Here is a 13,524-nt window from a genome sequence, read left to right on the forward strand (position 1 = left end):
CAGCTTCATTGTTCGCGAGCTCTCCATGACCACCATCTACGACTTTGAAGCGACTGGCATCGACGGCAAACCCGTATCGCTGGCGAAATTCAAGGGCAAGCCGCTGCTCATCGTCAACACGGCCAGCGCATGCGGCTACACGCCGCAGTTCGCCGGGCTGGAAGAGCTGCACAAGACGTATGGCAGCAAAGGGCTCGTGGTGCTGGGGTTTCCGTGCAACCAGTTCGGCTCGCAAGACCCCGGCTCCAACGATGAGATCTCGTCGTTCTGCCAGGTCAATTACGGCGTGACGTTCCCCATGATGTCGAAGATCGACGTGAACGGCGACACGGCAGCGCCGCTTTACAAGTGGCTCTGCGCGCAAGCGCCAGGCTTGCTCGGCAGCAAGTCGATCAAGTGGAACTTCACGAAGTTTCTCGTCGGCAAGGATGGCCAGGTGATCAAGCGCTATGCACCGGCGGATGCACCTGCCTCGCTGGCGAAGGATATCGAGGCGGCACTGGCTTGAGGCCGAACAGCGGGCGCAGCCATCGCGCCCGCTGCACCAGCGCCGTGGTGGCCCAGCAGCCGCACACCGTGCCTGCCACCAGCAACACTGGCTCCACGACAGGCCCGAGCGCCAGCGGCGCGAGCCACACCACCAGCACGATGATCACCGTCTGGTGCAGCACGTACCACGGATAGACGCTCTCGTTGGCCCACGCGAGCCAGGGCCACGGTCGGTTGAGGCTCGCGTGCGCCCAGCCCAGCACGGCAACCACCGTGATCCACAGATACGCCTGGGCAACGACGCGAACGAATGCGCGCGCTGGGCCGCTCGGCACCGTGGCCACGAGCGCGAGCACAGCCACCATGAGTGCGAGTGACGCCGCCAGCGTGCGATAGCGCAGCCGCTTCATTTCATTCCAGAGGCCCGCGTCCACGCCCATCCACCAGCCGTAGAGAAACAGCGTGAAGTACGCCGCGTGCAGCCACCAGTCATGAATCAGGTCGCGCGTGGGCGGAAAGCCTGGCGCGAGCGTCAGCGCGTAGACGGCAAGGGGCAACATCGGCAGCAGCACCAGTCGGGCACCGCGCAGGCCAACGAATGCTTGCCGCAAGCCTTGGCCCCACTTCGAATCGAGCAGCGGCAGTGCCAGCACGAGCACCGCCGTGTAGAGCCACAGGTAGGCCAGGTACCAGAGATGGTTCCAGGTGATGCGTGCTTCCCAGCCGTCGAACGCGCCGGCGGGCCATGCAGAGAACGCGTAGTAGCGCAGCAGGAAGTCGCCCAAGCCGGGCGCGACCAGGCCGTTGGCCACACCTTGCGCATACGGCTGGAAGGGCACGACCACCGCCATGCCAAAGGCCAGCGGCAGCAGCAGGCGCTTGCTGCGTTCACGCAGCATCCGGCCGCGTTCACGCAGCACCGCACTGCGCCCTCCCCGCATGAAGCCCAGTGCCAGCCCGGAAATCAGGAACACCAGGTCCATGCGCCACAGGTTGAGCGCGCGCATCGGCCACTGCAACCACTGCGCGTCGTGCGGGCTTTTCAGGTGCCAGTGCCAGCCGGCCACGTAGTACATGCCCACGTGGTAGATGATGACGAGTGCAAATGCCAGTGCGCGCAGCGCGTCGATGTCGTGTCGGCGGTTCATCGGTGTTCTCTTGGGTCAGGACGGCGATGATCGATACGCGCAGGGCAGCGGCGGTCAACTATGGGACGAGCCGACGGCAGTTTGGGACGAGCGGTGGCCGTGCAGTGACGAAAAACCTGTTGCCGGCCCTAGACTTGTCGGCCATGGACGACCCGACGATGGCCCTGTTGCGCCGCTACCAGCCCTGGCGGCGCTTTGCCGAAGTCGCCTTCTGGGCGGTGGTGCTCGGCGCGCAGGTCGTCTTCAACAGCACTGTGACCTGGATCGACCTGGGCCGCGGCGTCAACGGACATGCCTTCTGGGAGCCGTGGGCGTGGGAGATCACGAGCAACCTCGCCGTCGGGCTGCTGATTCCGTGCATCGTCGCTTTCGAGCGCCGCTTCCCGCTGCGGCTGGCCACCGCGCCGCGCAACGTGGGCGCACACGTGCTGGGCAGCCTCCTGTTTTGCCTGGCGCATGTGGCGGTGACCCAGGCCTTGCGCTACGTCGCATACAGCTTGATGGGCGCACCTTTCCCCGTACCCGGCAGGCTGCTCACACTGGCCTACGAATATCTCAAGGACGTGCGCAGCTACGTGCTGATCCTGATCGCCCTGTTCAGCTATCGCTTCGTGCTGCTGCGGCTGCAGGGCGAAGCGCGCGTGCTGGACGCGCCGGAATCACCCCAGGGCGATCCGCCGCCGGCGCCCGCCTCGCGGCCCGAGCGGTTTCTGGTGCGCAAGCTGCGCCGCGAATTCCTCATTGCCGCCGCCGACATCGACTGGCTGCAGGCGCAGGGCAACTACATCGGCCTGCGCGTGAACGGGCACGACTACCTGCTTCGCTCGACGCTCTCGGATTTTCTGGGTCAGCTCGATCCGGCGAGGTTCGTGCGCGTGCACCGCAGCTACGCCGTCAACCTGGACCGCATCGCCGAAATCGAACCCGTCGATTCGGGCGATGCCAGGCTGCAGATGAAGGACGGCAGCGTGGTGCCGTGCAGCAGGCGGTATCGCGACGCGCTGGGCGCCGCGGCCGGCTAGCGCGGCGCGAGGGCCTGTTAACACTAGTGCGCCGTTGCCCAGCCCCGCTCGGCCGACTGCGAATCGGTCAGGCGCGTGTAGTCGGCGAAGGTGCGGCCGGGCTCATCGCGAAAGCGATCGTCAAGGCTGCGCACATACGTGACGCGATCGACGCGAAACGTGCGGAAGTCATTGCGCTGTTCGCACCATGCGGCCAGCGTCCAGACCTTGCCCCAGTAGAAGCAGCCGAGTGGCCGCAGCGTTCGCTCGCTGGGCTTGTCGCTCAGGTCGCGGTAGTTGATGAAGACCTTGCGCCGCTCCTGCACGGCCTCGCGCAAGGTTTGCAGCGTGCGCTGTGTGGTGCTCGAAAAACCGCCGGACGGCGCGTACACGGCAAGCGCTTCGGCAGCGACACGCGCCTCAACGGGCAGCACCGACATGATTTTGCCCAGTGCGTCCTGCGCCGCTTCGGCCATGGCCGGGTCGAGCCAGACTTGTGCCATGCGCACCGATGCAACGAGCGCCTTCGCTTCGTCCTGCGTGAACATCATGGGCGGCAAATCGAACCCTGCGCCGAGGCGGTAGCCCACGCCCGCTTCACCTTCGAGCGGAACGCCTTGATGCTGCAAGTCGGCAATATCGCGATAGATGGTGCGCTCAGAGACTTCGAGGCGCTGTGCGAGGTAGGCCGCGGTGGTCAGGCGCCTGCCGCGCACGAGCTGGATGATGTGAAAGAGACGGTCGGCACGGCGCATGGTCGGGGCCTGTTGGCGATTCCAGAGGGAAGGATACTCTGGACGCACCCTGCTGACACGGTGGTGTCAGGAGCCAGCGGAACTTGCCGCCAAAGCGTCGTCGAGCACTTCGATCCAGTGGCGCACCGGCGTGGCCGTGCCGCTTTGCAGGTGCGTGATGCAGCCCACGTTCGCCGAGATGATCGCCGCCGGCTTGAGCTCGGACAAATGGCTGAGCTTGCGGTCGCGCAGCTGGTGGGAGATCACCGGCTCCAGCACCGAGTAAGTTCCGGCCGAGCCGCAGCACAGATGCGACTCGTTCATCGCGATGCGCACATCGAATCCGAGTTGCGACAGCCCGTGTTCAACGCCGCCGCGCAGCTTCTGGCCGTGCTGCAACGTGCATGGCGGGTGATAGGCCAGAGGCGCCTTCGGCACGTTGACCTTGCCCGCGAGCGACGCGACGAGGTCTGGCAGCAGCTCGCTCAAATCGCGCGTGAGTTCGCTGATGCGCGCAGCCTTGTCGGCATACGCAGCGTCATGGCGAAGGTGATGCCCATATTCCTTCACCGTCACGCCGCAGCCGGACGCATTCATCACGATCGCCTCGACCTCGCCGCGTTCCACGTACGGCCACCACGCATCGACATTCGCGCGCATGTGCGCAAGGCCGCCCGGCTGGTCATTGAGGTGGAACTTCACGCCGCCGCAGCAGCCCGCATTGCTTGCCACCAGTGTCTGGATGCCGCACGCGTCGAGCACGCGCGCAGTGGCCGTGTTGACGTTGGGCATCATCGACGGCTGCACGCAACCGGCCAGCATCAACACTTTGCGTGCGTGCGTGCGCGTGGGCCAGGCGCCAGATGGTTGTGACGCCGGCACTTTGTCCTTGAGCATCGATGGCAGCAGCGGCCGCATCAGTTTGCCGAGCGCCATCGCGGGTGCGAACGCGCTGGACGTCAGGCCTTCTTTCAGCGTCCAGCGCATGAGCTTTGATGAAGACGTGCGCGGCACTTTTTCCTCGACGATGCGCCGGCCGATATCGACGAGGTGGCCATACTCGACGCCGCTCGGGCAGGTTGATTCGCAGTTGCGGCAGGTGAGGCACCGGTCCAGGTGCATCTGCGTCTTTTCTGTCGGCGCCTCACCTTCCAGCATCTGCTTGATCAGGTAGATGCGCCCGCGCGGTCCGTCGAGTTCATCGCCCAGCAACTGGTAGGTGGGGCATGTCGCCGTGCAGAAGCCGCAGTGCACGCACTTGCGCAGGATCGCTTCGGCCTCATCGCCGTCGGCAGTGCCTTTGAATTCGGGGCTGAGGTTTGTCTGCATCGCGCGCTCAGAAGTCGGCGTAGAGCCGGCCGGGGTTGAAGATGCCGGCGGGATCGAACTCCCGCTTGAGCTCGCGATGGATGCGCGCGACGGGCGGCGTCAGTGGCGCGATGCGTTGCGCCTCATCGCCCGCGCGGGCTGCGCGAAACAGCGTGGCATGACCGCCTGCATTGGCGGCCACCTCGCGCAGTCGCTCGCCCTCGCCCGGCGCGACGCGCACCCAGCGTTCCCCGCCGTGCCACTCGACAAGCGGCGGCTCGGGCAAGTCGAGCACGGGCGCAGATTGCGCGACCGACAGCCGCCACAAGTCACGCTCGCCGCGCTCGTTGAACCACGGCAGCGTCTGGTCACGGCAGGCGGCCCAGTCCGCTGCGACGGCGGCGTTGTCCTGCCGCTCGCCGCCCAGCGTTTTGCATGCAGCATCGACCGCCGCGACCGCGCCACGCAGCCGCAAGTACAGCGTGCCGCCGCCGTCTTCGACCCAGCAGCTGGCGTTCAAAGGCAGCGGGCGCCCTGCCCATTCATTCAACTGCTGCAGCGCCTGCGCCTGCGTCATCTGGAATTTCAGCGTGGCTTCGGCAGGCGCAACCGGAAGCACTTTCAGGCTCACCTCGGTGATCAGGCCCAGTGAGCCCATCGCGCCGGCCATGAGCCGCGACACGTCGTAGCCCGCCACGTTCTTCATCACCTGCCCGCCGAACGTGAGCTGCTCGCCGCGGCCGTTGATCATCGTCAGCCCGAGCACGTAGTCGCGCACCGAGCCCACACTCGCGCGCGCCGGCCCGCTCAGGCCCGCTGCGACCATGCCACCGACGGTGGCGTGCCCCGCGAAGTGGGGCGGCTCGAAGGGCAGGCACTGGCCGCTTTGCGCCAGCACGGCCTCCAGCTCGGCCAGCAGCGTGCCTGCGCGCACGGTGACGACCAGCTCGCTGGGCTCGTAGCTGGAGATGCCTGACAGCACACGTGTGTCAAGGAGTTCCCCCTGCGGCGGCTGGCCATAGAAGTCCTTGCTGCCGCCACCACGAATGCGCACAGGCGTGCGTTCCTGCGCCGCGAGGCGAATGCGTTCAATGATTTCGGGCAACGGGTCCATGCCGCGATGGTAAGCGGGCCTGCACCGCACCAACACGGGCAGGCGCGTGATGTTTTTGAAATCAGCCGCTGACGAAATTGACGGGCAGGCCCGGCACGTCCACCCGCATCGACAACACACAGCCTGAGAGTGGCATCTCGTGCAGCTCTTGCGGAGAGCGGTTCTTGGATGCGCTCGTCACATACAGGGTGCGCAGGTCATCGCCGCCGAAGCACGGCATGGTCGGGCAACGCACGGGGATAGCGATGTCGCTGAGCACCTCGCCTGCGGGGGACAGTTTCAGCACGCGCCCACCCTCGAACATCGCGACCCAGTAATTGCCTTCGCTATCGACGCTCGCGCCATCAGGCCTGCCGCCATAGCCTGGCTCGCCGGGCTTCCAGCCCGCGGGCCTGCCGGGAAACTGCCTGAACACGCGATGGTTGGCCATGGCGTTGCTCTGCGCATCCCAGTCCCAGACGCTGATCACGTGATGCGTCGTATCTGTCCAGTACACCGTCGTGGCGTCGGGTGACCAGGCCAGGCCGTTCGCGATGATCGCGTTGCCCGCTTTCGTCTCGATGAGGGGCGCCGGCGGCGAGCCGTGCATGTGGCGCAGGTCGATGCTGTAGAGCTCGGCCTTGCGCGCATCGCGCGGCTCGTACATCGTGCCGGCCCAAAAGCGCCCTCGCGGGTCGGCCTTGCCATCGTTAAAGCGCGTTGTAGCGGTGTCATGCGCGAAGCGTGCGACGAGCGTCAGCGCGCCGCCCCAGCTCGCGGCCCGGTAGATGCCGTCGCGCAATGCCATGACGAGCCCGCCGCTTTGCGCCGGCGCCATGCAACCGGGCTCCTGCGGCATGGCCCAGCTTTCGATCTGCCCGCCGGCCGGATCCATGCGCCGCACTTGCCGCGCGTCGATATCGACCCAATACAGCTTGCGCTCGACCGGATGCCAGAACGGGGACTCGCCGAGCAGGTCGGGCCGGGTGGTGACGGGCGACCACGTCACTGCTTCATGGGTGTTGGGCATGAGGCATTGTGGGGCAGGCCGCGCACAAAAAAAACGGCCCGCAAGCGCCAGGCGCTGCGGGCCGAACATCCAAAGGAGACTTTCCCTCTGTTACCTAACCTAACTCTTGATCAACGGTTGTAAGCAGTCTCGCCGTGCGAGGAGATGTCGAGGCCTTCGCGCTCTTCTTCTTCCGTCACACGCAGGCCGATGGTCATGTCGACGATCTTGTACGCGATGAACGACACCACGGCAGACCAGACCACTGTGACCATCACGGCCTTGAACTGGATCCACACCTGGTCCATCACCGGCACCGAGCTCACGGTGGCCGTGACCCAGTCGCTGACCAGGCCCGGGCCGCCGAGTGCCTGGCTGTTGAACACGCCCGTGAGCAGCGCGCCGACGATACCGCCGACACCGTGGACGCCGAAGACGTCCAGCGAGTCGTCAGCACCCAGCATGCGCTTCAAGCCCGTGACGCCCCAGAGGCAGGCGAAGCCGGCAACGACACCGATCACCAGTGCGCCCATCAGGCCCACGTTGCCGCAAGCCGGCGTGATGGCGACGAGGCCAGCGACGGCACCGGACGCAGCCCCCAGCATCGAGGCCTTGCCCTTCATCAGCGCTTCACCCATGCACCATGCGAGCACGGCAGCGGCGGTGGCCGAGAACGTGTTCATGAAGGCGAGCACAGCGGAGTTGCCTGCTTCCAGCGCAGAGCCTGCGTTGAAGCCGAACCAGCCCACCCACAGCAGCGAGGCACCGACCATCGTCAGCGTCAGGCTGTGAGGCGTGAGCGACTCCTTGCCGTAGCCGATGCGCTTGCCGATCACGTAGGCACCCACGAGGCCTGCAACAGCTGCGTTGATGTGCACCACGGTGCCGCCTGCGAAGTCGAGCGCGCCCCACTGCCAGATCAGGCCGGCCTTGGCATTCATCGCATCGACCACTTCCTTGGTGGCGTAAGCGTCCGGGCCCATCCAGAACCACACCATGTGTGCGATCGGGGTGTAGCTGAACGTGAACCACAGCGCCATGAACAGCAGCATGGCCGAGAACTTGATGCGCTCAGCGAACGCGCCAATGATCAGGCAGCAGGTGATGGCAGCAAACGTTGCCTGGAAGGCCATGAACAGCAGCTCAGGCAGCACAACGCCCTTGCTGAAGGTAGCGCCCATCGCGAACGTGCCGGTTGCCGGATCGAACAGGCCCTTCATGAAGACCCGGTCAAAGCCGCCGATGTAGGCATTGCCCTCGGTGAACGCCAGGCTGTAGCCGTACAGGCACCACAGCACCACGATCATCGAGAAGGTCACGAAGACCTGCATCAGCACCGACAGCATGTTCTTGCTGCGCACGAGGCCGCCGTAGAACAGGGCCAGGCCGGGGATCGACATCATGATCACCAGCAAGGTCGCCACGATCATCCACGACACGTCGCCCTTGTTGGGAACGGGTGCGGGCGGCGCGGAGGCTGCAGCAGCGGGTGCTGATGCAGCGGCTGCGGGAGCGGAGGCAGCGGCAGCAGGTGCCGACGCCATCGCAGCAGGAGCGGAAGCTGCGGGTGCAGCAGCCGATGCGGCAGCTTCAGGAGCGGAAGCTGCTGCCGCCGGTGCCTGCGCGAACGCAACACCGGTCATCAATCCCAGGCCCAGGGCGAGGGTAGCAAGGAGTTTTCTCATGTTCGTTTCTTTCTTGTGAAGGACGGTCGCCGGGTTACAGCGCCTCCTTGCCTGTCTCGCCAGTGCGGATGCGAACAACCTGCTCGAGGTCGTACACGAAGATCTTGCCGTCGCCGATCTTGCCGGTGCGCGCCGCTGCCTCGACGGCCTCGATCACGCGGTCCACCAGGTCGTCGGCCACGGCCGCTTCGATCTTCACCTTGGGCAGGAAGTCAACGACGTACTCCGCGCCGCGATACAGCTCGGTGTGGCCCTTCTGGCGCCCGAAGCCTTTGACTTCTGTCACCGTGATGCCCTGCACGCCGATACCCGAGAGGGCTTCGCGCACCTCGTCGAGCTTGAATGGCTTGATGATCGCCGTTACGAGTTTCATGATTTCTCCTTGGTTCTCGCCCGCGTGCTCAGAAGCTGTACTTCGCGCCGAGCACCAGGCCTGCACGGCCCGTGAACTTGCCGGACGGCGTGAGATAGACGGTCTTGTCGGCGTCGGTGCCAATGATGGCGGCCGTGGCGCTGAAGCCGTTGCCGAAGTCCTTGCCCAGCGTCAGCGCGTAGTCCAGGTACGAGCCGGCCGAGAAGTTGTTGATCTTCTGGTAGCCGATGTGCGGCGTGAGCGAGTAGCCGTCACCCAGGTCAATCGCGGCGCTCGCGTCGAGGTAGCTGGAGTTCTTGCTGTCGAAGAAGCCGAACGTGTTCGTGACGGCATGCGAGTACTTCAGCGTGAAGACGCCCACCGTACCGGCCACATAGAGTTCCGTCGTGTTCGGGCTGACTGCCAGGCCGTGGCTGGGGTACTGGTAGCGCAGGACGCCAACGTCCATGCCGACGTCGCCAAGCGGGAATTTGTAGCCGCCGTAGATGTCCCATTCGACATCGGAGCCGCCGCCAGCGTCCTTGATCCACTGGATGGTCGACAGCCAGGTGCCGACATAAAAGCCGCTCTTGTGGGCGTAGTCGATGCCACCTTGCAGGGCCGGGTTCAGGCGCGACTGCGAAATGCCGCGGTAGCGGTAGTCGGTGACGACGCCCACGTTGTACGACAGCGTGTAGTCCGGCTCCGGAGCCTTGGTTTGGGCAAAAGCGGCGCCAGAAAGGGCAAGGGCAGCCACGACGATTTTTTGTGCGATCTTGAGTTCCACTGAGTTCTCCTGAGGATGAAAAGAGTTACCGACTCAGCCCTTAGCAGGACGCGTGCCATAAGTCACACGTATGGCACATCAGTCCACGTATCCCCACTGGCCGCCGTTGAGCACCATCGCGGCGCATACGGAAGATTGCACTCAAGACGCACCTTGACGGTGCATCAAGGGCGTCTGGCCGTCGCGCCAACAATAATTGCACTCGAATGGGGAGGAATGAATCGATGAGCTTGTCTTTGGTGCAAAGCCGCGCCCTGGTGGCGCTGCAGGCGGCATCTGTCACGGTAGAGGTCCATCTGGCCAATGGGCTGCCCAGCTTCACGCTGGTCGGGCTGGCCGACACGGAAGTGAAGGAGGCGCGGGAGCGGGTGCGCAGCGCCATCCAGAACAGCGGTCTGGAGTTTCCGCACAACAAACGCATCACGGTGAACCTGGCGCCGGCCGAGCTGCCCAAGGACTCGGGGCGGTTCGACTTGCCGATTGCCTTGGGCATCCTGGCGGCCAGCGGGCAAGTGGATGGATCGAAATTCGCCGGCCATGAATTCGCGGGCGAGCTCTCGCTGTCTGGTGAATTGCGTGCCGTACGTGGCGCGCTGGCCATGAGCCTGGCAGTGCATGGGGGCGGCGGGGCCGCAAAGATGGTGCTGCCGCCCGGCAGCGCTGAAGAGGCGGCGCTGGTGCCGCAGGCGCACGTGTACCGCGCCAATCACCTGCTCGACGTGGTGCAGCAGTTCCTGCCGGAAGGCGCAGCCGGCGCGACGGCCGAGCCATCCACTGGCTGGTCGCGTGTGGTGGCCGCGCCCGTTGCGATCCCGGCGAGTTACCCCGACCTTTCTGACGTGAAGGGCCAAGCGTCGGCCAAGCGGGCGCTGGAGATTGCGGCTGCGGGCGGTCATAGCGTGTTGATGCTGGGCCCGCCCGGCTCAGGCAAGTCGATGCTTGCGCAGCGCTTTGCCGGGCTGCTGCCTGCAATGACGGTCGATGAGTCACTGCAAAGCGCGGCAATCGCGAGCCTGGCGGGGCAGTTCAGGCAAGAACGCTGGTCGCTGCGGCCAACGTGCAGCCCGCATCACACGGCAAGTGCGGTGGCACTGGTGGGCGGCGGCTCGCCGCCACGCCCCGGCGAGATCTCGCTCGCGCACAACGGGGTGCTCTTTCTGGACGAATTTCCGGAGTTCTCGCGAGCCGCGCTGGAGGCGCTGCGCGAACCGCTGGAGACCGGGACCATCACCATCTCGCGCGCTGCTCGGCGTGCCGAATTTCCAGCGCGCTTTCAATTGATCGCCGCGATGAACCCGTGCCCGTGTGGCTGGCGCGGCTCGCAGACCAAGGCCTGCCGCTGCACGCCCGACCAGGTGCTGCGCTACCAAGGCAAATTGAGCGGGCCTTTGCTGGACCGCATCGACTTGCATGTGGAAGTGCCGACGATTGCATCGGCTGAACTGCTCGACGCGCCGCCGGGTGAAGAAACGGCTGCGATCCGCGAGCGCTGCGAAGGCGCTCGGGAGCGGGCCATGAAGCGCCAGGGCAGACCCAACATGGCGCTGCAGGGCAAGGAGATCGACGCACATATCGAACTCGATGCTGCTGCCGCCAGATTCCTGAACGTGGCTGCGGCCAAGCTGGGGTGGAGTGCGCGATCCACTCACCGCGCGATGAAAGTAGCGCGCACGATTGCCGATCTGGCCGCATCCGCCACGACGCAGACTGCGCACGTGGCAGAGGCCGTGCAGTACCGGCGCGCACTCGCGGCGACAATCACCGGATGACGCAAGCCGCCATCCCATCGCCGACGCACAACCGGCGGCTCGTGGGCTGGTTGTCCGTCGCGCAGCTCATCACCTGGGGCAGCGTGTTCTACACGTTCTCCCTGCTGCTCGAGCCCGTCGAGCGCGAGCTGGGCCTGACGCGCGCGCAGTCGTCTCTTGCCTTCAGCCTCGCGCTGCTGGCCGAAGGCATTTGCGCTTACCCGGTCGGCCGGTGGATTGATCGCGGCCATGAGCGCGCCGTGATGACGGGTGGCTCGCTGCTCGTGGCTGCATGCCTGTTGGCGCACAGCTTCATCTCGACGCTCACAGGTTTTTACGCCGTCTGGATCGTGATGGGTGCCGGGTTGGCCGCCACGCTGTACAGCCCTGTGTTCGCGGTGACCACACGCCGGTTTCCCAGTGACTTTCGCCGAGCGATCATCACGATCACGTTTCTGGGCGGGCTGGCCAGTACGGTGTTCATTCCGTTGTCGTCGCTGCTGATTTCGCAGCTCGGGTGGCGGCATGCGCTGTGGGTACTGGCGGCGATGCAGGTTCTGGTCTGTGCGCCGCTGCATGCGGTGCAGTTGCGCAATGCGCCAGGCCCTGTCGATCACTCGCATGATCACAAAGTTGCGTCGCCGGGTGTGTACTTGCGCAGTGCGCCGTTCCTGCTGATCGGCGTGTTCGTGATTTGCATGATGGCGGTGACGTCCGCTTTGCCGCCGCACATGATCAGCCTCTTGCGCAGCTCAGGGCTGTCGGAGGCATGGGTCATCGCGATCCCAGCGAGCATCGGTGTGTTGCAGGTATTCGGGCGGCTGCTGCTGTATTTCTTCGAGCATCGCTTCGACCTGCATCTGGCTAACCGGTTGATTCCGGTGCTGATTCCGCTCGGGCTCGGCGCGTTGATTGCGGGCGGTGGTCACGGCTGGACAGCGCTGGTGTTCGTGGTGCTCTACGGCATGGGCAACGGCATGATGACGATCGTGAAGGGTACAGCGATTGCGCAGTACGTGAACCGCGAGCATGTCGCATCTCTCAACGGCGCGCTGGGCATCCCGACTGCGATCGCTCGCGCCGCCGCGCCGTTGTTGCTGGGCGTGCTCTGGACTGCGCAAGACGGGTATCGCTGGGGCTTGTGGGTGATGCTGGGTGCGGGGGTGGTTGCTGTCATTGCGCTGGCGATGGCGCAGCGCAAGTCGCTGTTGCCGGCTTGAGGTTGGCTGCTCTCAGCGCTCTTCTTCCAGCGCCCGTGCGAAACCGGCCGAGAACAGCAGCACGGCCGACGAAAAATAAATCCACATCAGCAAGACGATGAGCGAGCCCGCCGTGCCATAAGCCGACACGACTGCCGCCGTGGACAGGTACAGCGTCATGAGCTGACGGCCGATGGTGAACAGGATGGCGCCCGCTACGGCACCAACGATCAACAGCTTCATTGGTGGTTTGGGCCCTGAGCTGATTCGCATCAATGCAAGAAATAGCGCAGCGCTGACGATGAAGGAAACCAGTTCATTGACGACCCGAAGCACCGCTTCGAACCCCATCCAGGCGCCGGCCCAACCTGAGAACAGGGCCAGCATCGTGGAGAACACCAGCGACACGAGCAGCATGAAGCCAAACGCGAGGATGTAACCAACGCCGCGCAGACGCAGCGACGCGCCGTGCCACCACTTCTGCCGGGCCGGCTCAGTGCGCCCGTGACGCCACAGGCGCTCGAATGCTTCCTGCAGTTCCGTGAAGACGCCGGTTGCACCAAATAGCAGCACACCGAATCCGAGGATGGACGCCAGGATTCCGTCGGAAGGTTTCTTCGCGCTGGCCAGCGCCTGCTTCACGAGCGCCCCGCCCTGATCGCCCACGACCGCACCGATCTGCGAGACGATTCCGTTTTCCAGAACATCGCGGTCAAGCCACCAGCCAAGCACCGCGACCATCACGATCAGCAGGGGAGCGAGACTGAGAATGCCGTAGAACGACATGGCGGCGCTCATGCGCAAGCCGTCTGCGTCGCTCCACAGCCTCGCGGCGCGCAGGACCGGCCGCAAGGGCGCCGCCGCTGTGCGCAGCCATTGAGGGATGTGACCGGCCAAAGACTCCATTCGGCTAGCTTGGGGCCGAGCCCTGCCGCACGGGATCGGCAGCGCCCGACAAAACGGGTAGGAGC

At 65.2% G+C, this 13,524-nt stretch carries 13 protein-coding genes; 4 read left to right on the plus strand and 9 right to left on the minus strand.

Annotated features, from left to right (window positions below):
* The first annotated feature begins 25 nt into the window (after positions 1-25).
* Complete coding sequence (locus GHT07_RS05635) at positions 26-508, plus strand: glutathione peroxidase (RefSeq protein WP_153584092.1); 483 nt, start codon at positions 26-28, stop codon at positions 506-508.
* Here the strand turns inward: GHT07_RS05635 and GHT07_RS05640 are convergent.
* A complete protein-coding gene (locus tag GHT07_RS05640) occupies positions 441-1,637 on the minus strand; it encodes an acyltransferase family protein (RefSeq protein ID WP_153584093.1) in 1,197 nt (398 codons plus the stop codon). The two genes, GHT07_RS05635 and GHT07_RS05640, sit on opposite strands and share 68 nt — an antisense overlap.
* Positions 1,638-1,780: 143 nt before the next feature.
* On the opposite strand from GHT07_RS05640, the gene GHT07_RS05645 reads away from it, so the two are divergent.
* Positions 1,781-2,659, plus strand: coding sequence for a LytTR family DNA-binding domain-containing protein (locus tag GHT07_RS05645; RefSeq protein ID WP_153584094.1), 879 nt, complete (start codon positions 1,781-1,783; stop codon positions 2,657-2,659).
* Between the two features lie 23 nt (positions 2,660-2,682).
* Here GHT07_RS05645 and GHT07_RS05650 read toward each other — a convergent pair whose 3' ends face one another.
* The 7 genes from GHT07_RS05650 to GHT07_RS05680 all read right to left on the minus strand — a co-directional run bounded on the left by GHT07_RS05650 (position 2,683) and on the right by GHT07_RS05680 (position 9,606).
* Positions 2,683-3,393 carry a helix-turn-helix transcriptional regulator gene (locus tag GHT07_RS05650; RefSeq protein WP_153584095.1) on the minus strand — a complete coding sequence of 237 codons (711 nt, stop codon included), beginning with the start codon at positions 3,391-3,393 and terminating at the stop codon, positions 2,683-2,685.
* Between the two features lie 66 nt (positions 3,394-3,459).
* Positions 3,460-4,701 (minus strand): glycolate oxidase subunit GlcF, encoded by a 1,242-nt coding sequence (gene glcF, locus GHT07_RS05655; protein ID WP_153584096.1) that lies wholly within the window; start codon positions 4,699-4,701, stop codon positions 3,460-3,462.
* A gap of 7 nt (positions 4,702-4,708) precedes the next feature.
* Positions 4,709-5,794, minus strand: a complete 1,086-nt coding sequence (gene glcE, locus GHT07_RS05660; RefSeq protein WP_153584097.1) for a glycolate oxidase subunit GlcE — start codon at positions 5,792-5,794, stop codon at positions 4,709-4,711.
* A gap of 61 nt (positions 5,795-5,855) precedes the next feature.
* Positions 5,856-6,803, minus strand: a complete 948-nt coding sequence (locus GHT07_RS05665) for an SMP-30/gluconolactonase/LRE family protein (RefSeq protein WP_153584098.1) — start codon at positions 6,801-6,803, stop codon at positions 5,856-5,858.
* A gap of 110 nt (positions 6,804-6,913) precedes the next feature.
* Positions 6,914-8,467, minus strand: a complete 1,554-nt coding sequence (locus GHT07_RS05670) for an ammonium transporter (RefSeq protein ID WP_153584099.1) — start codon at positions 8,465-8,467, stop codon at positions 6,914-6,916.
* A 34-nt stretch (positions 8,468-8,501) separates the two neighbouring features.
* Positions 8,502-8,840 carry a P-II family nitrogen regulator gene (gene glnK, locus GHT07_RS05675; RefSeq protein ID WP_153584100.1) on the minus strand — a complete coding sequence of 113 codons (339 nt, stop codon included), beginning with the start codon at positions 8,838-8,840 and terminating at the stop codon, positions 8,502-8,504.
* Positions 8,841-8,868: 28 nt separating this feature from the next.
* Complete coding sequence (locus GHT07_RS05680) at positions 8,869-9,606, minus strand: TorF family putative porin (RefSeq protein WP_323740813.1); 738 nt, start codon at positions 9,604-9,606, stop codon at positions 8,869-8,871.
* Between the two features lie 224 nt (positions 9,607-9,830).
* Here GHT07_RS05680 and GHT07_RS05685 point away from each other — a divergent pair, with 224 nt between their 5' ends.
* Together GHT07_RS05685 and GHT07_RS05690 are read left to right on the plus strand one after the other, a co-directional pair.
* Positions 9,831-11,375: a YifB family Mg chelatase-like AAA ATPase gene (locus tag GHT07_RS05685; RefSeq protein WP_153584101.1), complete on the plus strand. Its 1,545-nt coding sequence runs from the start codon at positions 9,831-9,833 to the stop codon at positions 11,373-11,375.
* The gene (locus GHT07_RS05690; protein ID WP_153584102.1) at positions 11,372-12,574 is read left to right on the plus strand and encodes an MFS transporter; all 1,203 of its coding nucleotides are present in this window, start codon (positions 11,372-11,374) and stop codon (positions 12,572-12,574) included. The genes GHT07_RS05685 and GHT07_RS05690 overlap by 4 nt, the downstream gene beginning before the upstream one ends.
* Positions 12,575-12,586: 12 nt before the next feature.
* On the opposite strand, the gene GHT07_RS05695 is transcribed toward GHT07_RS05690, so the two are convergent.
* Complete coding sequence (locus tag GHT07_RS05695) at positions 12,587-13,459, minus strand: YihY/virulence factor BrkB family protein (protein WP_153584103.1); 873 nt, start codon at positions 13,457-13,459, stop codon at positions 12,587-12,589.
* Positions 13,460-13,524 lie beyond the last annotated feature (65 nt).

The sequence above is a fragment of the Caenimonas koreensis DSM 17982 genome, from assembly GCF_009646335.1.
Taxonomy (GTDB): domain Bacteria; phylum Pseudomonadota; class Gammaproteobacteria; order Burkholderiales; family Burkholderiaceae_C; genus Ramlibacter; species Ramlibacter koreensis.